At 73.6% G+C, this 19,954-nt stretch carries 14 protein-coding genes; 9 read left to right on the top strand and 5 right to left on the bottom strand.

Going from position 1 to position 19,954, the window contains the following annotated elements:
• The first annotated feature begins 81 nt into the window (after window positions 1-81).
• The 3 genes from ACWCXC_RS18330 (at window position 82) to ACWCXC_RS18320 (ending at window position 4,798) form a co-directional block, all read left to right on the top strand.
• On the top strand, window positions 82-1,191 hold the full coding sequence (locus ACWCXC_RS18330; protein ID WP_450681245.1) for a helix-turn-helix transcriptional regulator: 1,110 nt from the start codon (window positions 82-84) through the stop codon (window positions 1,189-1,191).
• A 126-nt stretch (window positions 1,192-1,317) separates the two neighbouring features.
• On the top strand, window positions 1,318-4,011 hold the full coding sequence (locus tag ACWCXC_RS18325; RefSeq protein ID WP_450889845.1) for a M4 family metallopeptidase: 2,694 nt from the start codon (window positions 1,318-1,320) through the stop codon (window positions 4,009-4,011).
• A 154-nt stretch (window positions 4,012-4,165) separates the two neighbouring features.
• Window positions 4,166-4,798 (top strand): TetR/AcrR family transcriptional regulator, encoded by a 633-nt coding sequence (locus ACWCXC_RS18320; RefSeq protein WP_450889843.1) that lies wholly within the window; start codon window positions 4,166-4,168, stop codon window positions 4,796-4,798.
• On the opposite strand, the gene ACWCXC_RS18315 is transcribed toward ACWCXC_RS18320, so the two are convergent.
• Both ACWCXC_RS18315 and ACWCXC_RS18310 read right to left on the bottom strand, forming a co-directional pair.
• Window positions 4,788-5,711 carry an oxygenase MpaB family protein gene (locus ACWCXC_RS18315; RefSeq protein WP_450681242.1) on the bottom strand — a complete coding sequence of 308 codons (924 nt, stop codon included), beginning with the start codon at window positions 5,709-5,711 and terminating at the stop codon, window positions 4,788-4,790. The two genes, ACWCXC_RS18320 and ACWCXC_RS18315, sit on opposite strands and share 11 nt — an antisense overlap.
• 228 nt (window positions 5,712-5,939) lie before the next feature.
• Window positions 5,940-6,980, bottom strand: coding sequence for a LacI family DNA-binding transcriptional regulator (locus ACWCXC_RS18310; RefSeq protein ID WP_450889840.1), 1,041 nt, complete (start codon window positions 6,978-6,980; stop codon window positions 5,940-5,942).
• Window positions 6,981-7,127: 147 nt separating this feature from the next.
• Here ACWCXC_RS18310 and ACWCXC_RS18305 point away from each other — a divergent pair, with 147 nt between their 5' ends.
• The gene (locus tag ACWCXC_RS18305; protein ID WP_450889838.1) at window positions 7,128-8,465 is read left to right on the top strand and encodes a M14 family zinc carboxypeptidase; all 1,338 of its coding nucleotides are present in this window, start codon (window positions 7,128-7,130) and stop codon (window positions 8,463-8,465) included.
• A 151-nt stretch (window positions 8,466-8,616) separates the two neighbouring features.
• A complete protein-coding gene (locus ACWCXC_RS18300; RefSeq protein ID WP_450889983.1) occupies window positions 8,617-10,332 on the top strand; it encodes a BCCT family transporter in 1,716 nt (571 codons plus the stop codon).
• A 28-nt stretch (window positions 10,333-10,360) separates the two neighbouring features.
• On the opposite strand, the gene ACWCXC_RS18295 is transcribed toward ACWCXC_RS18300, so the two are convergent.
• Window positions 10,361-11,284 (bottom strand): FAD-dependent oxidoreductase, encoded by a 924-nt coding sequence (locus ACWCXC_RS18295; protein WP_450889836.1) that lies wholly within the window; start codon window positions 11,282-11,284, stop codon window positions 10,361-10,363.
• A gap of 142 nt (window positions 11,285-11,426) precedes the next feature.
• Here ACWCXC_RS18295 and ACWCXC_RS18290 point away from each other — a divergent pair, with 142 nt between their 5' ends.
• From ACWCXC_RS18290 to ACWCXC_RS18280, 3 genes are all read left to right on the top strand, one after another.
• Window positions 11,427-13,064, top strand: coding sequence for an ABC-F family ATP-binding cassette domain-containing protein (locus ACWCXC_RS18290; RefSeq protein ID WP_450889834.1), 1,638 nt, complete (start codon window positions 11,427-11,429; stop codon window positions 13,062-13,064).
• Window positions 13,065-13,278: 214 nt separating this feature from the next.
• Window positions 13,279-13,950 carry a GntR family transcriptional regulator gene (locus ACWCXC_RS18285; RefSeq protein WP_450681237.1) on the top strand — a complete coding sequence of 224 codons (672 nt, stop codon included), beginning with the start codon at window positions 13,279-13,281 and terminating at the stop codon, window positions 13,948-13,950.
• 62 nt (window positions 13,951-14,012) lie between these two features.
• Window positions 14,013-15,227 (top strand): amidohydrolase family protein, encoded by a 1,215-nt coding sequence (locus ACWCXC_RS18280; RefSeq protein WP_450681236.1) that lies wholly within the window; start codon window positions 14,013-14,015, stop codon window positions 15,225-15,227.
• Window positions 15,228-15,380: 153 nt separating this feature from the next.
• Here the strand turns inward: ACWCXC_RS18280 and ACWCXC_RS18275 are convergent, their stop codons facing one another.
• Together ACWCXC_RS18275 and ACWCXC_RS18270 are read right to left on the bottom strand one after the other, a co-directional pair.
• A complete protein-coding gene (locus ACWCXC_RS18275) occupies window positions 15,381-17,789 on the bottom strand; it encodes a Tex family protein (RefSeq protein ID WP_450889831.1) in 2,409 nt (802 codons plus the stop codon).
• A gap of 177 nt (window positions 17,790-17,966) precedes the next feature.
• Window positions 17,967-18,824 carry an SCO6745 family protein gene (locus ACWCXC_RS18270; RefSeq protein WP_450681234.1) on the bottom strand — a complete coding sequence of 286 codons (858 nt, stop codon included), beginning with the start codon at window positions 18,822-18,824 and terminating at the stop codon, window positions 17,967-17,969.
• A gap of 135 nt (window positions 18,825-18,959) precedes the next feature.
• On the opposite strand from ACWCXC_RS18270, the gene ACWCXC_RS18265 reads away from it, so the two are divergent.
• Window positions 18,960-19,952, top strand: coding sequence for a GlxA family transcriptional regulator (locus ACWCXC_RS18265; protein ID WP_450681233.1), 993 nt, complete (start codon window positions 18,960-18,962; stop codon window positions 19,950-19,952).
• The last annotated feature ends 2 nt before the right edge of the window (window positions 19,953-19,954 follow it).

The raw sequence follows: 19,954 nt of genomic DNA, 5'->3' as shown, positions 1-19,954 counted from the left end.
ATGGCGCCCGCCCCGGGCCCGCCGCCGCTCCGCCGGTTACGCTGACCGCCGTCCACAGGGCGGGTGACAAGGGGAGGTCCGGTGACGGAGACCGACGCGGAGCGCGGGACGAATGCGAGACCGGGGGAGGCGCCGCCGCCCGGCGCCGAGGACGCGTCGCTGCTGACGCTGCTCGGCCTGAGACCCGACGAGGACACGGTCTACCGGCTCCTCGTGGACCGACCGGACTGCGAACCGGAGGCGCTCACCGGGCCGGTGGGCGGGATCGACGCGGTCACCCGTGCCCTGGACGCGCTGCTGGAGCGGGGTCTGGCCAGCGTCGACCGGCCCGACGCGGACGGGGCCGTGCGCTACCGGGCCGCCTCGCCCGTGCTCGCCCTCGGACCGCTCCTGGAATCGCGGCGTTCGGCCCTGCACCGCGTCGAGTCCCTCGTCGGCGACCTCACCGAAAGGCACCGCTCCGCCCAGCTCTACGGGGCGGGCGCCCCGGTCGAGGTGCTCTCCGGACCGGCGGCGATCCGGCGGCGGCTGCTCACCATGCAGCGCCAGGCCAGGACCGAACTGTGCACGATCGTCCCGGCCCGCCACGTCCCCGCCGTCCTCAGCTTCGAGGACAACCACGAGGAGGTGGACGCCGAGATGATCGGGCGCGGGGTGAGCGTCCGCAGCGTTGTCGAACGCGAATGGCTGGAGGACCCGCAGACCGCCAGCCTGCTCGCCTCCTGCGTCGCCCAGGGCCAGCACATCTCCGTCACCGACCGCCTCCCCATCAAGCTCGCCATCGTGGACCGCCGTATCGCGCTGCTGCCCCTGCACCCGGAGCGCGAGGCCGAACCGGTGGCGCTCGTCGTGCACCGCACCGGACTCCTCACCGCGCTGGTCTCGCTCTTCGAGGAGCACTTCGAGAAGGGCTGGCGGCTCAGCCTGTCCGGCGGGCAGGAGGGCTCCGGCTCCCCCCTCGCGGCCGTCGACCGGCAGATCGTGGCCCTGCTCCACGTCGGCCTCACCGACGCCGCCATCGCCCGCCAACTGGGCATGGGCCACCGCACGGTGCAGCGCCGGCTGCACGCGCTGATGGACGAGGTCGGCGCCGAGACCCGCTTCCAGCTCGGCTGGCACGCGGCGCGGGCCGGCTGGCTGCCCGATCTCCCGGACACCGGACCGGTTCCGGGACGCGCCCCGGAGGCGTAATTACGCCACGGCACTTTCGCGCCAGCGCCATCTCTTGTTCACACCGCCTCCCATGACGAACGATCAGCACGTCAACGCCCGAGCCGCCCCAACGGCTCGGGCGACGGTGTGCAAGGGGAGGTCTCTGTGAGACGAACGAATGTGCAGCGGATGCTGGCCACCGGTGTGGTCGCCGCCGCGACGGGGGCGGCGCTGCTGACCGCTCCGGCCTGGGCGGAGGAGCCGGTTCCGGCCTCGGTGGCCGAACCGGTGGGTGTCGCCCCGGCGATGACCCAGGGCCTCGACAAGGCCCCCCGGCCCGGCACCCCGGCCGAGGCCGCGCGGGCCCACCTGAAGGCCCACGCGGACACCTACCGCGTCCCGGTCTCCGACCTCAAGGCCGTGAGGACCACCAAGGACGGCGCGCAGTCTTCGGTCCGCTTCCAGCAGAAGCACCACGGCGTCCCCGTCTTCGGCGCCGAGTACGCGGTCCAGACCCGGGCGGCCGACGGCGGCCAGCAGGTCACCTCCGCCACCGGAACCCTCTACACCGACCTCACCGTCTCCACCACCCCCAAGGTCGGCGAAGCCACCGCGCGGCAGCGGATGTTCCGCCTGGACCGGGGCCTGGCCGGGGTGCGCGACGCCCGGACCGAGGCCCACGGCCTGACCGTCCTGCCCGACGCGAAGGGCGGCCGGCTCGCCTGGCACTTCACCGTCACCGGCGGCAAGGCGAACGGCAGCCCCGTCCGCCAGGAGGTCTACGTCGACGCCGCGGTGGGCGGCATCGCCCTCTCGTACAACAACATCGACGCCGCCGACGCCTCGCCCGCCCGCGCCACCGGCGTCCGGGTCGACGGCAGCGAGGCCGCGCTGGACGTCAACAAGGAGACGGACGGCTCGTACACCCTCGTCGACTCCACGCGCGCCATGTATCCGACGACCGGCGGACAGATACGCACCTACGACGCGCTGCGGAAGAACTACACCCTCGTCGCGGGCGGCCCGGTCACCGAGGACATCCCCCTGGCCGGTTCCGCGAACGACCGCTTCGACGGCGTCAACACCGCCTCCGGCGCCGTCGACGCGCACCTGAACGCCGCGAAGGTCTACGAGTACTACAAGAACCGGATCGGCCGCGACGGCGTCGACGGCAAGGGCGGCACCATCTACTCCGTCGTCAACGTCGCCTCCAACGGCAAGGACTACGCCAACGCCTTCTGGGACGGCTCCAAGATGGTCTACGGCCATATGGACGGCGTCCCGCTCTCCGTCGGCCTGGACGTCGTCGGCCACGAGATGACACACGGCGTGACCGAGCACTCCGCGGGGCTCGTCTACCTCAACCAGTCGGGCGCCCTCAACGAGGCCATCTCCGACTACTTCGGCAACGCCATGGAGACGGCCGACAAGGGCACCGCCATGAGCGACCCCACCTCCGGTCTCATCGGCGAGTACCTCTGCAACGGCACCAAGCCGCTGGAGGAGTGCGCCCTGCGCGACCTGAACGACAACCGCAACGCCCAGAAGGACTACGAGCCCATCACGCTCGACATCGACAACGGCGGGGTGCACTACAACTCCACCATCGTCGGCGGCGCGCTGTGGGACATGCGCAAGCACCTCGACCCCCAGCTGGCCGACCAGATCGTCTACCGGTCCGCGCAGAACTACCTCACCCCGCTGTCCGGCTTCACCGACATGCGCAACGCGGTGACCCTGGCCGCCCAGTCGCTCAAGGTCTCCGCCGCCGACCTCGCCGCCATCGACAGGGCCTTCGACGGCCACGGCATCGAGCAGGGCTGGGAGCAGAAGGGCGGCACCCACGACGGCACCACCATCGGCGCGGACGTCCTGCCCGCCTACGAGGTCTACAGCGGCGTCGACGAGCAGGCCGCGCAGATCAACGGCGACGTCTACGCCATCAGCCACGGCGACGCCATCGCCTGGGACCAGGGCAGCGCCGCCTTCGGCATCACCGTGGGCCGCTTCGGCAAGCAGCCCACGCACGAGCTGGCCCAGCAGGACGCCTACCTCCTCGACCCCTCGCTCGACGACGACCGCATCGTCTTCACCCGCATCGCGGCCGACGGCATCGGCATCTACGGGACCGGCGCCAAGGGGCAGGGCGCGATCAAGAAGGTCGTCGACCGCCCGGACGCGGACGAGACCGAGCCCGTGACCGAGAACGGCGCGCTCGCCTACATCAGCACCACCGCCGACGGCGAGCAGGACGTCATGCTCCGCAAGGCCGACGGCACGACGGTCAACGTCACCCCGGAGGCCGGCACCAAGGCCGCCCGGCTCGCCATGAAGCACGGCACGATCTCCTGGGCCGGCGGCGACGGCACGTATGTGTACGTCTACGACATCGCGAGCGGCACCACCCAGACCAAGCGGATCTCCGGCTTCCTCTTCAACTACGTCTCCGACATCCAGATCACCTCGGACCGGGTGTTCTGGCGGGAGACCGGCGGCTTCCTGATCCCGAGCACCTCGTTCGTGTCGGCTCCGCTCGGCGACCTCTCGAAGGCCGCCAAGCTGCGCTACCCGTCGAGCGTCTACGTCGCCCAGTTCTCGGTCAGCGACACGTACTTCGCGTACTCCACCTACGACCTGTGGGGCGCCCTCGGCGCTTGGACGAGCCCGGGCAAGGTCCGGGTCGCCAAGACCGCCGACGTGGTCGCCGGGGTGGACGCCTTCAGCCGGGTCTCCTGCTCCTCCGGCGCCCAGCTGGCCCCGTCCCTCGGTGACGGCCAGCGCATCGCCTGGCTCGACACGAGCGCCGCGGCCACCGACGTGGTCACCCGCGCCACCTTCGCCGGGACCTGCGAGGAGTAATCCCGCCGCGCACCGCACCCGTGACGGGGCGCCCACCGGACTCCGGTGGGCGCCCCGCCCGTGCGTGACAGACAGACACTGCCCGTCACTCCGTATCGAACCCCGGCCGGACGGCACCTACAGTGGGGGTCCACGCCGCGGATCGGGGAGGGCCATGACGGCACGGAGCACCGACGAGTCACCGCTGGCCCTCGCGCTGCGCGCGCCCGAGCCCGCCGACGCGCTGAGCGAACAGATCCTCGACGCCGCCCGCGAGCAGTTCATGACGTTCGGGCTGCGCCGCTCCACGGTGGACGACGTCGCCCGGCGCGCCAAGGTCTCGCGGGTGACGGTCTACCGCAGGGTCGGCAACAAGGACGGACTGGTCTCCGCCTGCCTGCTGCGCGAGTACCGCCGTTTCGTCGTGGAGGTCGACGAGGCGGTGGCAGCGCTGCCGACCACGGAGGACCGGCTCGTCGAGGGGTTCACCGCCGTGTTGCGGCACATCCGCGAACACCCGCTCATCGGCGGGCTGCTGCGGCTGGAGCCCGAGACCATGCTGCCGTTCCTCACGGTCGAGAGCGGCCCCGCCTTCCTCGCGATCCGCTCCTACCTGGCCGAACGGCTGGGCGAGGCGCGCCGCGCGGAAGGGCTGCCCAGCGGTGACCCGACGCCGGTCGCCGAGCTGATGGTGCGGATCACCGTCTCCTTCCTCCTCAACCCCGTCAGCTGCTTCGAGCTCGACGACGACACCCAGGTGAAGGAGTTCGCCCGCCGCTGCCTGGTTCCGCTGCTCGCTACCGGGTAGGCGTCCCGGCACCGTCGCGCGCGGCGTCCCACCCGCCCTCCCGCTCGTCGGGCAGCGGCTCCAGGGGGCGGTTGCGGGCCCAGTGCGGACCGAGGTCGTCGAGCCGCCAGCCGAAGGGGTACGAACGCGGCTGCGGCCGGGACGGGAAGCGGCGCGGCCGGGCCGGCAGCCGGCGCACGCACCGCGCCCGCATCCGCAGCGCCGCCTCGGCCGAGCCGCGGACCCACCGGGGCTGCGGCCGGAACCCCAGCGCGGCGAGCAGCGGCTCGTCCAGCAGCGCCAGCGAGAACCTGGCGATCAGCGGCCGCAGCGGGCGCGGATACCAGGCGGCCATGACCCGGAAGGTCGCGTTGGCGACCCGCCGGTTGGCCGGGTCGTAGGCGAACATCCGCGCCTCGTACGCGTCCAGCAGCTCCTCGAACCCCGCGTAGCTGTCCGGCACGCCCTCGATGCCCATCAGGGCGCCCGTCTTGCGGCCCGCCTCCACCAGCGCCTGCACCTCCTGCGCGCACAGCGGGCGCCAGCCGAACCGGTCGATCCAGCGTTTGGGCCCCACGACCGTCGTCGCCAGGACGTACCGGAAGTCCTCGTTGGGGATCGCGTACTTGCCGTGGATCCGGTTGAGGTGGCGGGCCGCCGCCCGCCCGCGCTCCGAGTCGAAACCGTCGGCCGCCATCTCGTAGCCGAGCAGCACGGTGTCGTCGTAGCGCTTCTGCCCGGCCCGCTCGAACTCCTGGGTGCGGTCCAGGAGCACCGAGATCCGGGGGACCCCGTAGTCCCGCAGAAAGGCGACGCTCACCCCCTGCCGGTAGTCCCAGGGGAACTCGTACTGCGAGATCAGCCGGAGGATCTCGGCGTAGTCGCGCGACGGATCCATCCGGCGGATCCGGTGCAGCCGGGTGTAGCGGCCCATGGTGCGCCCTCCTGTCCGTGTACCGGTTCAGTGGTGCGTCCCGCCTGGCCGTTCAACGCGCCTTTTGAGGCAGCGAGTTGAGTATCGGTCAGTGCGCAGAGTCAAAGATACAAATACTATCGACTTGTTTCACGAGTCCCGTCAACAGCCCGGTGCGCCGCCCCGCGCGTTGCGTGGGTGAGCCCGCAGGGCCGAGTCGGGCCTTCGTCGGTGGCGAAGGAGCCCGCGTCAGGCGGAGGCCCTGCGGACCAGCCGCGTCGGCATGATCACCGCGTCGTCCGGCGAGCCGCCGCCGTCCAGTCGCTCCATCAGCAGCCGCACCATCAACCGGCCCATGCCGACCACATCCTGACGGACCGTCGTCAGCGGCGGGTCCGTCGCTTCGGCGACCGACTCCATGTCGTCGAAGCCGACGAGCGCCACGTCCTGCGGCACCCGGCGGCCCCCCGCGCGCAGCACCCGCAGGGCGCCCGCCGCCATCAGGTCGTTGGCCGCGAAGACCGCGTCCAGCTCCGGTACCCGCTCCAGCAGCCGGGCCATCGCGCGGGCGCCGCCCTCCTCCGTGAAGTCGCCCTCCGCGATCAGGGCCGGATCGGCCCCGGACAGGACGTCGGTGTAGCCGTCGAGTCGGTCCAGCGCGGAGGTCTGGTCGCGCGGTCCGGCGATGTGCGCGACCGTGCGGCGGCCGAGCGAGACGAGATGGCGCACCGCCTCCCGCGCCCCGGCGCGGTTGTCGCAGTCCACGTACGGCACCGCGAGCGAGGAGCCCGCCCCCGGCCCCGGCCGCCCCCCGTACACGGTCGGCACCCTGAACCGACGTACCACAGCGGGCAGTTCGTCCCCGGTGTGCAGGGAGAAGGCCAGCACCCCGTCGACATGACCGCCGGCCAGATAGCGGGTGACCCGCTCGAAATCGCCCCGGTCCTCCACGAGCAGCAGCACCAACTGGGTGTCGTTCAGCGCCAGTTCGCGGCTGATGCCCCGGATGTGCTGGGAGAAGAACGGGTCGGAGAAGATCCTAGCCTCGGGCTCGTCGATGATCACCGCGACGGCCCCGTTGCGGCGGGTCACCAGGGTGCGGGCGGCGTGGTTCGGTATGTAGCCCAGCTCCTCCACCGCCTTGCGCACGCGCTCCACGAGCGGCTGCCGTACGCCCGCACCGCCGTTCACCACGCGCGAGGCGGTCGCCCGGGAGACATCGGCGAGGGCCGCCACCGCCTCCAGGGTCGGGCGGGCGCCGTCCGGGACGGCGGGGCTCGGACCGGACACGGGACGCTCCTCGGGGCGCGGGAGGGTGCGGAGGCCGGCCCGGCCGGCCGGCGCGGAACCTCCCCAGCCTAAGGGCTGTCCCGGCAGGGATCGTGCGACAGCCGTCAGGGCCTGTCGCCGGGCCCGCGCCCGGGGTACCGTCCCGCCATGCCGACAGCCGGGACGAGTGCCGAGGGACCGACGACGTGCACACCGGCCCGGCCCGGACGGCGGGTGCGCAACCTCGCCCTGACCGCCGCGGCCGCCGCGCTCGCCACCTCGCTGGTCGTCGCCCCGTCCGGCGCGGCGGACACCCCGCCGCGCACCGGCTTCGAGGTCTCCGGCGGGGAGCGCTGGACGAGCCCCGCCGAGGAGAGCACCCTGCTGGCCGCCGTGGACCGGCACGGCGACCGGGTCTCCGTGGACCGCGTCGGCACGACTTCGCGGGGGAGGCCGCTGAGGCTCGTCACGATCGGCGCCGAGCGCTCCGGCGCGCTGACGGTGCTGCTGGTGTGCAGTCAGCACGGCGACGAACCCGCCGCCCGCGAGGCGTGCCTGACGGTGATCAGGGATCTGGCGTACGCCACGGACCCGGCGCCCCGCGCGCTGCTCGCCCGCACCCGGATCCTCGTCCTGCCCACCGCCAACCCCGACGGTCTGGCGGCCGGGACCCGGGGCAACGCCGACGGCGAGGACGTCAACCGCGACCACCTGGCCCTGCGCACCCCCGAGGCCCGCGCCCTGGCCGAGGTTCTCCGGGACCGGGCGCCCCAGGTGGTCGCCGATCTGCACGAGTACGCGGCGACCCCTCCGTACGACGAGAAGGACCTCACCGTCCTGTGGCCGCGCACGCTGAACGCCGCCGCCGGGGTGCGCGGGGCCGCCCGGCGACTGGTGGAGGACCGGCTGCGGCCGGCCGTGCGCGAGGCCGGCTACACCGTCGGGCTGTACGGCGTGCGGGCCGACCCCGGCACGGGCGCCCCCGTCAAGCGGACGGCGGGCGGCGGACAGGAGCGCATCCTGCGCAACCTCGCGGGCGTCAAGCACGCCGTCGCCGTCCTCGTGGAGTCCCGCGCCGACCCGGTCGACGCGGCCGAGCGCACGGATCCCGCGCGGGCGCAGCGCCGCCGGGTGGCCTCGCAACGCGCGGCGATCGAGGCCCTGTTCGACGCGGCCGACCGCGAGCGGGCCGGACTCGCCGCCGCCGGCGCCCGGTCCCGCGCGGACGGCCGCGCGGCCGGGGGGCCGGTGTATCTCGGGGGAGCGGACAACCGGGCACCCGCCGCCGCCGACGTGCTGTCCGACCCGCCCTGCGGCTACCGGCTGACCGCCCCGGCGTACGCCCGGGTCCGGGAGGAACTGGCCCTGCACGGGGTCACCTCCCGCCCCGACGGCGCCGGCGTGTACGTCCCCCTGCGCCAGCCCGCCCGCAGCCTCGTCCCCCTGCTCCTGGACCGACGGGCCCCGTATCACCTCGTAAACGGACAAGCCGATACGGCTTGTTGATCCCCGGACGGGCACCGTCCGTGTGGTACTGCCTACGGAGTGCGAAAATTCCGCCTCCCGAAAGGTGCCGTGCGTGTCGCAGGACGACGAACAGAGAACGGGCGACCAGCCATCCGCGGAGCAGAGGGCGGGTGACCGGAGGGCGGACGTCCTGGGTGATCTGTCGGTGGCCGAGGAGCCGCCCGGCGAACCGTCCGGGGACCGCCGGCCCGCCACCGACCGGGTGGTCTTCGGCGTCACCGCCGTCCTCACCCTCGCCTTCGTCGTCTGGGGCGCCACCGCCACCGACTCGCTGGAGGACGTCTCCAGCCGCATGCTCACCAGCCTGATCCACAACGGTGGTTGGGCCTTCATGCTGGCCGCGTCCGGCTTCGTGGTCTTCGCGCTCTGGCTGGCCATCAGCCGGTACGGGAACATCTCGCTCGGCCGGGAGGGCGAGGAGCCGGAGTTCCGGACGGTGTCCTGGGTCGCCATGATGTTCAGCGCCGGGATGGGCATCGGCCTGATGTTCTACGGCGTCAGCGAACCACTGGCCCACTTCACCGACCCCCCGCCCGGCACCCACCCCGCCGACGCCGCCGAGGCCATGCGGACGGCGATGGCCACCACGCTCTTCCACTGGACGCTCCACCCCTGGGCGATCTACGCGGTCGTGGGCCTCGCCATCGCGTACAGCACCTTCCGGCGGCGCAGGCGACAGACGATCAGCGCGGTCTTCGAACCCCTCATCGGCCCCCGCCACGCCCACGGCGGCGTCGGACGGCTGATCGACATCCTCGCCATCTTCGCCACCCTCTTCGGCTCGGCCGCGTCCCTGGGGCTGGGCGCCCTCCAGATCGGCAGCGGCTTCCACGAGCTGGGCTGGAAGGAGAAGACCGGCACGGGACTCCTCGTCCTGATCATCGCGGTGCTCACGGTCTGCTTCGTCGCCTCCGCCGTCTCCGGGGTGGAGAAGGGCATCCAGTGGCTGTCCAACACCAATATGGTGCTCGCCCTGATTCTCGCGGTCTTCGTGTTCGTGGCCGGCCCCACCGTGATCGTCCTCGATCTGCTGCCCACCTCGATCGCCGCGTACATCGGCGATCTGCCACAGCTCGCCGGGCGCACCGAGGCCACCGGCAAGGGCGAGGTCGCCACCTGGCTCGGCGACTGGACCGTCTTCTACTGGGCCTGGTGGATCTCCTGGACGCCCTTCGTGGGCATGTTCATCGCCCGGATCAGCCGGGGCCGCACCATCCGCCAGTTCATCGGCGGCGTGATCCTGGTGCCCAGCACCGTTAGTCTCATCTGGTTCGCCGTCTTCGGCGGCACCGCGATCAAACTCCGCGAACGCGGCAGCCTCGGTGACGCGGACACCCCGGAGGCCCAGCTCTTCGGCGTGCTGCGGGAGTTCCCGATCGCCACCGCGATGAGCATCCTCGTGATGATCCTCGTCGGCATCTTCTTCGTCTCCGGAGCCGACGCCGCGTCCATCGTCATGGGCACCCTCTCGCAGAAGGGCATCCTCGAACCCGCCACGTGGGTCGTGGTCTTCTGGGGCGTCGTCACCGGCGCGGTGGCGGCGATCATGCTGCTCATCGGCGACGGCCAGGGGGACGCCCTGGCCGGACTCCAGAACCTGACCATCCTGGTCGCGGCGCCGTTCACCCTGGTGATGATCGGCATGTGCGTGGCGCTGATGCGCGACCTGCGCAGCGACCCGCTGATCGTGCGCCGCGAGTTCGGCGTGGAGGCCGTCGAGTCCGCGGTGATCGAGGGGCACGCCAAGTACGACGGCGACTTCGAGATCCGCATCGGCCCCGGAGGCAGCGAGATCACCACGGAACGTGGCCCCCGCTCCGGCGGATCCGGCGCGGCCGGCGGATAGCCGCATCCCGTACGCCCGGCCCGGCGGCTCAGCCCACCAGGGCCGCCGCCGCCCGTGCGCAGCCCAGGGCCACCGTCACGCCCGCCCCGCCGTGCCCGTAGTTGTGCACCAGCCGCCCGCCCCCGGGCAGCGGCTCCGCCTCGATCCGCACGCCGCCGTCGCGGGCCGGCCGCAGCCCCACCCGGTGGCCGATGACCCGGGCCCGGGCGATCTCCGGCCGCACCCGCGCGCACCGCTCCACGATCGCGCGGGCCGTCTCCGGGTCGGGGACGGTGCTCCAGTCGTCGGCGACGGCGGTACCGCCGAGGACGAGGCGGCCGGGCTGCGGGAAGAAGTACGTCGTCTCGCTGGACGCCGGGTCCGCCTCGGTGAACCACTCCCGGATCCCCGGGTTCTCCACCAGCACCAACTGGCCGCGCACCGGCCGCATCCCGGGATCGGGCACCAGCGAGCGCGCCCCGAGCCCGGTGCAGTTGACGACCGCCGCCACCCCGTCCGCCGCCGCACCGAGGGACTCGACGGCGCCCCGCTCCACCGTGCCCCCGGCCGCCGCCACCCGCTCCTCCAGCCAGCGCAGATGGACCGGCATGTCGAGCAGCGGCAGCCGGCAGCGCAGCCCCTCCGGGACCTCCGTCAGGGACTCCACCCGCCCGGCCCACGAGCCGAGCGCCGCGAGCCGCTCGCCCCGGTGCAGACCGTCGACCAGCCGGACGCCGGTCTCCTCGGGCCGGGCCGCCAGTTCCTCGTACCAGCGCAGGGTGGTCAGGGCCCACTCGCCGACCCGCTCCAGCGGCTCGATGCGGTACGGCCACCACAGGGCGCCCGCGACCGCCGACGTCGTCCCGGACGCGGGCTCCGCCGAGACGACCCGCACCCGGTGGCCCTCCCGCGCCAGCACCAGCGCCGTCGTGAGCCCCATGACGCCGCCGCCCACCACTCGCACGTCCGACAACTGCCCCACCGCTTCCGTTCGCCGCCGCAACCGCCGGTGGGGACGGTAACCGAACCCGCCGGGCCCGCCCACCGCGCCCCCCGGCCCCACCGGCACACGGCCGTCGGCCGCATCCCGGACGCCGATTAGGATCGGCACCCTGATGACTGCCACTCTCGTCGCCAAGGACCTCGCCGCCGGACACGGCGACCGCACGCTCTTCGCCGGGCTCGACCTCGTGGTCGCACCGGGCGACGTGATCGGTCTCGTCGGAGTCAACGGCGCCGGAAAATCGTCGCTGCTGCGGCTGCTCGCCGGGCTCGACCGGCCGGAGGAAGGCGAGCTGCGGCTCTCCCCGCCCACCGCCACGGTCGGCCATCTGCCGCAGGAGCCCGAGCGCAGGCCGGGCGAGACCGTGCGGGAGTTCCTGGCCCGGCGCACCGGGGTGGCCGACGCCCAGCGGACCATGGACGAGGCCACCCAGGCCCTCGTCGACGGGGCGCCCGGCGCCGACGACGCCTACTCCGAGTCGCTGGAGCGCTGGCTGGCGCTCGGCGGCGCCGACCTGGACGAGCGGGCCGAGGAGGTCGCGGCCGAACTGGGCCTCACCGTCGGCCTCGACCTCCCGATGACCGCCCTGTCCGGCGGCCAGGCGGCCCGCGCCGGACTCGCCTCGCTGCTGCTCTCGCGCTACGACGTCTTCCTGCTCGACGAGCCGACCAACGATCTGGACCTCGACGGCCTCGAACGCCTGGAGCGCTACGTCTCCGGGCTGCGCGCCGGCACCGTCGTCATCAGCCACGACCGCGAGTTCCTGATGCGCACGGTCACCAAGGTCCTCGAACTGGACCTGGCCCAGCAGCAGATCAACCTCTACGGCGGCGGTTACGCGGCCTATCTGGAGGAGCGCGAGCGGGCCCGCCGGCACGCCCGCGAGGAGTACGAGGAGTACGCCGACAAGCGCTCCGCGCTCGAAGGCCGCGCCCAGATGCAGCGCTCCTGGATGGACAAGGGCGTCAAGAACGCCCGCCGCAAGGCCACCGACTCCGACAAGATCGGCCGCAAGTTCCGCAGCGAGTCCAGCGAGAAGCAGGCGGCGAAGGCCCGCCAGACCCAGCGCATGATCGAACGGCTCGATGCCGTCGAGGAGCCCCGCAAGGAGTGGGAGCTGCGGATGGAGATCGCCGCCGCGCCGCGTTCCGGCTCCGTCGTCGCCACCCTGCGCGACGCGGAGGCGGTGCTCGGCGACTTCGCCTTCGGCCCGGTCTCGCTCCAGATCGACTGGGCGGACCGGGTCGCCATCACGGGCGCCAACGGGGCCGGGAAGTCCACGCTGCTGGCCGCGCTGCTGGGCAGGCTGCCGCTGGACGCCGGCCATGCGAGCCTCGGCTCGGGCGTGGTCGTCGGCGAGGTCGACCAGGCCAGGAAGCTGTTCCACGGCTCGGAGTCCCTGCTGGAGGCGTTCTGCGCGGCCGTTCCCGACATGGAGCCGGCCGATGTGCGCACCCTGCTGGCCAAGTTCGGTCTCCGGGCCGACCACGTCATGCGCCCGGCGACCACGCTCTCGCCGGGCGAGCGGACCCGGGCGGCCCTCGCCCTCCTCCAGGGCCGGGGCGTCAACCTCCTGGTGCTCGACGAGCCCACCAACCACCTGGACCTCCCGGCCATCGAACAGCTGGAATCGGCGCTCGACTCCTACACGGGGACGCTGCTGCTGGTCACCCACGACCGGCGGATGCTGGAGGCGGTCCGGACGACGCGCCGCGTCGAGGTGACGGCGGGCCGGGTCACCGAGAGCTGAGCACGCGCACCGCCCGGCCCCATTTGGTATGCCAGAGGGGCCGGGCGGTGGCGTTCGGTGCGGCAATGCGCCGTAAAAACGGCTCGTCATGGGTGTCCGGACCGGCTCGGACGGTGTGTTGGTATGCCAAATGGTACGTTCGCTGTGCTCGGCCGGTACCGCTCCTCGTGCTGCCCCGGCCGGGGAGCCCGCCCGCCGCCGAAGGAGACCCGCGATGACCGCACCGCCGGACCACGGAGCCGTCTCCCACGCCGACCGCGCCGAACACGCGATCCGCGCGGGCATCCTCTCCGGCGCGTACGCCCCCGGCGCGCGGCTGCGCGAACGCGAGCTGTCCGAGGCGCTGGGCATCTCCCGCATCCCGGTCCGCGAGGGCCTCACCCGGCTCAGCGGCGAGGGACTGGTCGTGAACGCCCCGCGCCGGGGCGCCTCCGTGCGCGCCCTCTCGCTGCGGGACGTGACCGAGCTGTTCGACCTCCGGCTGAGCCTGGAGGTCTTCGCGGCCCGGCGTGCGGCCGAGGCATGCGCCGCCGGCCGCGACGGAAGCCGGCTGACCGCGCTCATGGCCGCCGCCGAGGACGCCACCCGGCGCGGCGACACCACCGCCGTCCCCGCCGCCAACACCGCCCTGCACGCCGAGATCGTCGCCATGACCGGCAACCGACTCCTCCGGGACGCGCTGCAGCCCTCCCTGGGGCTCGTGCAGTGGCTCTTCACCCTCACCGCCGGCCGCGACCCGCGCGTCCAGTGCGCCGAGCACCGGGACATCTGCGCCGCCATCCACGCGGGGCAGCCCGAGCTGGCCGGGGCCCTCGCGTACGCGCACATCGAGCGCGGCCGACGCCCCTCCCTCGACGCCCTGGCGGACGTGCTCCCGGCCGAATGACGCCGCCCCGTTCCCCGTATCACCGACCGACGTACCGCCGACCGACCGCAGGAGAGACACCCATGCTGATCACCGACGTCCGCCCGTGGGGCGGCGAGTCCAGCGACATCGAGGTCCGGGACGGTGTGATCGCCTCGGTCACCGCGCACGACCCGGCCCGCGTCACCACGGGCGACACCGACACCGTGGCCGGGCGCGGACGGCTCGCCCTGCCCTCGTTCTCGGACGTCCACTGCCATCTGGACTCCACCCGGATGGGGCTCCCCTTCCGCCCGCACACCGGCGAACCCGGCATCTGGGGCATGGTGATGAACGACCGCGCGCACTGGCGCGAGGACGAGTGGAGCGTCGCCGAGCGGGCCACGTACACCCTGGGGCGCATGATCGAGCGGGGCACGACCCGGGTCCGCAGCTACGCGCAGATCGACGCCGACTGCGGTCTGGAGCGGTTCGAGGGCGTCCTCGCCGCGAAGGAGGCGCACGCCGGCCGGTGCGACGTCGAGATCATCGCCTTCCCGCAGGCCGGGCTGGTGCGCGAGAAGGGCGTCCCGGCCCTGATCGACCGGGCCCTCGCCTCGGGCGCCGCCGTGGTCGGCGGCATCGACCCCTGCACCCTGGACCGCGACCCCGTCCGCCACCTCGACGTCCTCTTCGACCTCGCCGAACGCCACGGTGCCCCGGTCGACATTCACCTCCACGAGCCGGGCGCGCTCGGCGTGTTCAGCGTCGACCTGATCCTGGAACGGGTCCGCGCCCTCGGCATGGCGGGCCGGGTCTCGCTCTCGCACGCCTACGACCTCGGCGGCGTCGACGAGGCGACCACCCGCCGGCTCACCGAGGAGTTCGCCGAACTCGACATCGCCATGGCCACGGTCGCCCCGGCCCGGCACCGCTCGCTGCCGCTGACCGGGCTCACGGCCGCCGGGGTGCGGGTCGGCCTCGGCGAGGACGGGCAGCGCGACTTCTGGTCGCCTTACGGCAACGGGGACATGCTGGAGCGCACCTGGCAGCTCGCCTTCACCCACGACTACAGCGCGGACGAACTGATCGAGCACTGCGTGGCGGTGGCCACCGTCGGCGGCGCCTCGATCCTCCGGGGCGGTCCGGCCCGTCTCACGTCCACCGCCGACCGGCCCGGCCTCGCCGTGGGCGACCCGGCCGATCTGCTGCTCCTCGGCGGAGAGACCGTGGTGTCCGCCGTGATGGACCGGGGCGAGGAGCGCACGGTCCTGCACGCGGGCCGCGTCGTCGCCGACGGACTGGAACTCGTGGGCTGAACCGGCCGGACGGACCGGGCGGTGCCGGAAGACCGTGCGGTACCGGAAGAGCGGGCGATGCCGGGGGACCGGGCGGTACCGAAGGACTGGACGGTGCCGGAGGACCGGCGGTGCCCGGGGGCGGGGAGGACGCGCCCCGCCCCCGGGCCGGGGTCACCGCTTCTTGCCGCCCTGCTTCGGGTCCAGCAGCCCGGCCCGCCGCAGCGCGTCGGCCATCGCGCCGTTCGCGGGTGCCGCCGGGGCCTGACGCCCGCCGCCGCCACCGCCGTTGCCGCGCCGGTCGCGTCCCTGGCCGCCCTGGCCGCCGCGCGCGCCCTGGCCGCCCTGGCCCTGCCGCTGCCTCGGGGGACGCCCGCCGCGCTCGTTGCCCGGGGACGCCGCGCCGGCGCCCGCCTCGTCGTCCAGCCGCAGGGTCAGCGAGATCCGCTTGCGCGGGATGTCGACCTCCATGACCTTGACCCGGACGACGTCACCGGGCTTCACGACGTCCCGGGGGTCCTTGACGAAGGTCCGCGACATCGCCGACACGTGCACCAGACCGTCCTGGTGCACACCGACGTCGACGAACGCGCCGAAGGCCGCCACGTTCGTCACGACGCCCTCCAGCACCATCCCGGGCTCCAGGTCGCCGATCTTCTCGACGCCCTCCTTGAAGGTGGCCGTCCGGAACGCGGGCCGGGGGTCGCGGCCCGGCTTCTCCAGCTCCTTGAGGATGTCGTTGACGGTCGGCAGCCCGAACTTCTCGTCCACGTAGTCCTCGGCGCGCAGCGAGCGCAGCGTCTGCGTGTTGCCGATCAGCGAGGCCACGTCCGCGCCCGTCCGCTTCACCATCGCCCGCACCACCGGGTACGCCTCCGGGTGCACGCTGGAGGCGTCCAGCGGGTCGTCGCCCCGGATCCGCAGGAAGCCCGCGCACTGCTCGTACGCCTTCGGGCCGAGCCTGGCCACGTCCTTGAGGCCCTTGCGGGAGCGGAACGGGCCGTTGGCGTCGCGGTGCGCCACGATGTTCTCGGCGAGCCCCGTACCGATGCCGGAGACCCGCGAGAGCAGCGGCGCCGACGCGGTGTTGACGTCGACCCCGACGCCGTTCACACAGTCCTCGACGACCGCGTCCAGCGAACGCGACAGCTTCACCTCGGACAGGTCGTGCTGGTACTGCCCGACCCCGATCGACTTCGGGTCGATCTTCACCAGCTCGGCCAGCGGGTCCTGGAGCCGGCGCGCGATCGACACGGCACCGCGCAACGACACGTCCATGTCCGGGAGTTCCTGCGAGGCGAAGGCCGACGCGGAGTACACCGACGCGCCCGCCTCGGACACCATGACCTTGGTGAGCTTCAGCTCCGGGTGCCGGGCGCACAGCTCTCCGGCGAGCTTGTCGGTCTCGCGCGAGGCCGTGCCGTTGCCGATCGCGATCAGTTCCACGGAGTGCTCGCGCGCCAGCCGCTCCAGTGTGGCCAGCGCCTGGTCCCACTGGTTGGCCGGGACGTGCGGATGGATGACGTCGGTGGCGACGACCTTGCCGGTCGCGTCCACGACGGCGACCTTCACCCCGGTGCGGAAACCGGGGTCGAGCCCCAGCGTGGCCCGCGTACCGGCGGGCGCGGCCAGCAGCAGGTCCCGCAGGTTGGACGCGAAGACGCGGACCGCCTCGTCCTCCGCCGCCGTACGCAGTCGCAGCCGCAGGTCGATCCCGAGGTGGACCAGGATCCGCGTCCGCCAGGCCCAGCGCACGGTGTCGGCCAGCCACTTGTCGCCGGGACGCCCGCGGTCGCCGACGCCGAAGCGCCGGGCCACCATGGTTTCGTACGGGGACGGACCAGCCGTCTCGGACGGCTCCTCCGGCTCCAGGACCAGGTCGAGGACGTCCTCCTTCTCGCCCCGGAGCATGGCCAGCACCCGGTGCGAGGGCAGCGCGGTGAACGGCTCCGCGAAGTCGAAGTAGTCGGCGAACTTGGCGCCCGCCTCCTCCTTGCCCTCCCGCACCCGGGCCACCAGCCGCCCGCGCGTCCACATCCGCTCGCGCAGTTCCCCGATCAGGTCGGCGTCCTCCGAGAAGCGCTCGGCGAGGATGGCGCGCGCCCCCTCCAGGGCCGCCGCCGGGTCCGCGACGCCCTTCTCGGCGTCCACGAAGGCGGCCGCGGCGGTGAGCGGGTCCACCGACGGGTCGTCGAGCAGCCCCGAGGCCAGCGGCTCCAGCCCGGCCTCGCGGGCGATCTGGGCCTTGGTCCGCCGCTTCGGCTTGAACGGCAGATAGATGTCCTCCAGGCGCGCCTTCGTGTCGGCCGCCCGGATCCGCGCCTCCAGCGCCTCGTCGAGCTTGCCCTGCTCGCGTACGGACTCCAGGACCGCCGTGCGCCGCTCCTCCAGCTCCCGGAGATAGCGCAGCCGCTCCTCCAGGGTGCGCAGCTGGGCGTCGTCGAGCATCTCGGTCGCTTCCTTGCGGTAGCGCGCGATGAACGGAACGGTCGAACCGCCGTCGAGCAGCTCGACGGCCGCCTTCACCTGTCGCTCCCGTACGCCGAGTTCCTCGGCGATCCTGCCTTCGATGGACATCGTCACGGTTCTACCGACTCGCCTTCTCCTGCTGGCTGTGCTGGTCGGGCACCGGGGCCGGCCGTGCGACCGGCCCGGGTGCCACTCGCCTGCATTGTGCCGGGTGGCCGGGTGCCGTGTCGCCCGACCGACCGGGACGGCCCGCGACGGACCGACGGGCCGACGGGGCGGGCCGGTGTCCGGTCAGCCGGTGGCCTCCACCGGGAACGCGCCGGCGGCCAGCACCGTGCCGAGGAAGCCCCGGCCCAGTTCGGTGAGCCGGGCCGTACCCGCCCCGCCCAGGTGTTCGTAGGGGGCCAGGTCCATCCGGTCCGTGGTCTCCTCCAGGGTGGTCCGCATCGCGGCGCCCTCCTCCGTGAGCGTGCCCTCGGCGGTGAGGTATCCGCGCCCCCGCAGCCGCTCGGCGGCGGCGTCCCAGTCGGCGCGCCGCCAGCCCCGGCTCGCCAGCAGCCAGCGCGCGGCCATGCCCTTGCCCGTGGCGGTGTGACTGACCAGCGCCTCCAGCGGATCGAGGGAGGCGGCGAGGAGCGCGGCGAGGTGGCCGTCGCCCCGGTGCTCGCGCAGCAGGGTCGCCGCGTGCCAGTAGGCCAGGTGCGGCGCGTCCGGGACCGGGAGATCGGCGAGCGCCCCGTACAGCGGCCGGGCGTGCCGGGTGCAGCCCTCGGTGGCGCGCAGGGCCAGCTCCGCGGCCTCGGCCATCTCGGGGGAGGCGACGGTCTCGTCGCCGAGCAGCCGGCGCAGCGTCGTGTCGGCGGCGCGCAGCCGGGCCGCGAGGACCGCCTCGGGGGAGGCCAGGTCCCAGACGGCGGGCACGTGCCGGGAGACGTGGGCGTGGTTGAAGTTGTAGAAGGCGGCGGTGACCGTGCCCGCGCCGACGGCGCCGAGCGGGGCGGCCCGCGTCGCGAAGTAGGCGGCGGTCGGGTCGTCGATCCCGATGGCGGCCAGCTCCTTCGCCAGGTCGGGCGAGAAGTAGAGCGTCGAGTGGAACGGGTTGAGGGCGTTGTGGCAGCGGCGTCCGGCGCGGGGCGGCAGAGTACTCATACCCGCACGTTACCGACTGGTCGGTACGGCCCGGAACCCCTGGGCGGACGTGACCTGACCCTCGCCCCGGCATGGCAGAAAAGGTGGGCAGACCGTCATTGCGGTCATCCCCGGGGCCGCCGCAGGATGGCGTGCATGACGCAGCGCACCGTCCTGGTCGTCCTCTTCGACGGCGTCCAGAGCCTCGACGTGACCGGCCCCATGGAGGTCTTCTCCGGAGCCTCCCGGTTCCCCGGGATCTCCTACGAGCTGCGCACCGCCTCGACGGGCGGCAACCCCGTCCGCACATCGAGCGGGCTGACCCTGGTGCCCGACGGCTCGCTGGCCGGCGCCCCGACCCCGCACATCCTGCTCGTCCCGGGCGGGCAGGGCACCCGCGCCCCGGAACCGGCGCTGGTCGACTGGCTGCGCGCTCACGGGCCCCGGCCCGAGCGGCTGGTCTCCGTGTGCAGCGGGGCGCTGCTGCTCGCCGCCGCCGGACAGCTCGACGGGCACCGGGCCACCACCCACTGGAGCGTCTGCGACCATCTGGCCCGCACCTACCCGGACGTCGAGGTCGACCCCGAACCGATCTTCGTCCGGGACGGCCGGATCGCCACTTCCGCCGGGGTCACCGCGGGCATCGATCTCGCCCTGGCGCTCGTCGAGGAGGACCACGGCCGGGACGTCGCGCTGGCGATCGCCCGCCACCTCGTGGTCTTCCTGCGCAGGCCCGGCAACCAGTCCCAGTTCAGCGCCCAGCTCACCGCCCAGACCGCCCGCCGGGAACCGCTGCGCGAAGTCCAGCACTGGATCACCGAGCACCCGGCCGCCGACCTCTCCGTGGAGGCCCTCGCGGCCCGCGCCCGGCTCTCGCCGCGCCACTTCGCCCGCGCCTTCCGGGACGAGACCGGCACGACCCCCGGCCGGTACGTCGACCGGATCCGCCTCGAAGCCGCGCGCCGCCTGCTGGAGGACACCACCGACGGCGTCGCCGGCATCGCGCGGGCCAGCGGCTACGGCACGCCCGAGGCGATGCGCCGGGCCTTCCTCAGAGCGCTCGGCACCGGCCCCGCCGAATACCGGCGGCGCTTCAGCCCCCGTCCGGCGGGCGGCCCGCCCGCCGCCACCGACCGCCCCGGTCACTGACC

This window comes from Streptomyces sp. NPDC001515 (assembly GCF_053597115.1).
This window is presented reverse-complemented; position numbering and strand designations above follow the sequence as displayed.

Bases quoted from the DNA above. Each gene is read 5' to 3' on its own strand.
- ACWCXC_RS18270 (WP_450681234.1), bottom strand. From the start codon at position 18,824: ATGAGTACTCTGCCGCCCCGCGCCGGACGCCGCTGCCACAACGCCCTC.
- ACWCXC_RS18305 (WP_450889838.1), top strand. From the start codon at position 7,128: ATGCCGACAGCCGGGACGAGTGCCGAGGGACCGACGACGTGCACACCG.
- ACWCXC_RS18290 (WP_450889834.1), top strand. From the start codon at position 11,427: ATGACTGCCACTCTCGTCGCCAAGGACCTCGCCGCCGGACACGGCGAC.
- ACWCXC_RS18315 (WP_450681242.1), bottom strand. From the start codon at position 5,711: ATGGGCCGCTACACCCGGCTGCACCGGATCCGCCGGATGGATCCGTCG.
- ACWCXC_RS18265 (WP_450681233.1), top strand. From the start codon at position 18,960: ATGACGCAGCGCACCGTCCTGGTCGTCCTCTTCGACGGCGTCCAGAGC.
- ACWCXC_RS18320 (WP_450889843.1), top strand. From the start codon at position 4,166: ATGACGGCACGGAGCACCGACGAGTCACCGCTGGCCCTCGCGCTGCGC.
- ACWCXC_RS18280 (WP_450681236.1), top strand. From the start codon at position 14,013: ATGCTGATCACCGACGTCCGCCCGTGGGGCGGCGAGTCCAGCGACATC.
- ACWCXC_RS18285 (WP_450681237.1), top strand. From the start codon at position 13,279: ATGACCGCACCGCCGGACCACGGAGCCGTCTCCCACGCCGACCGCGCC.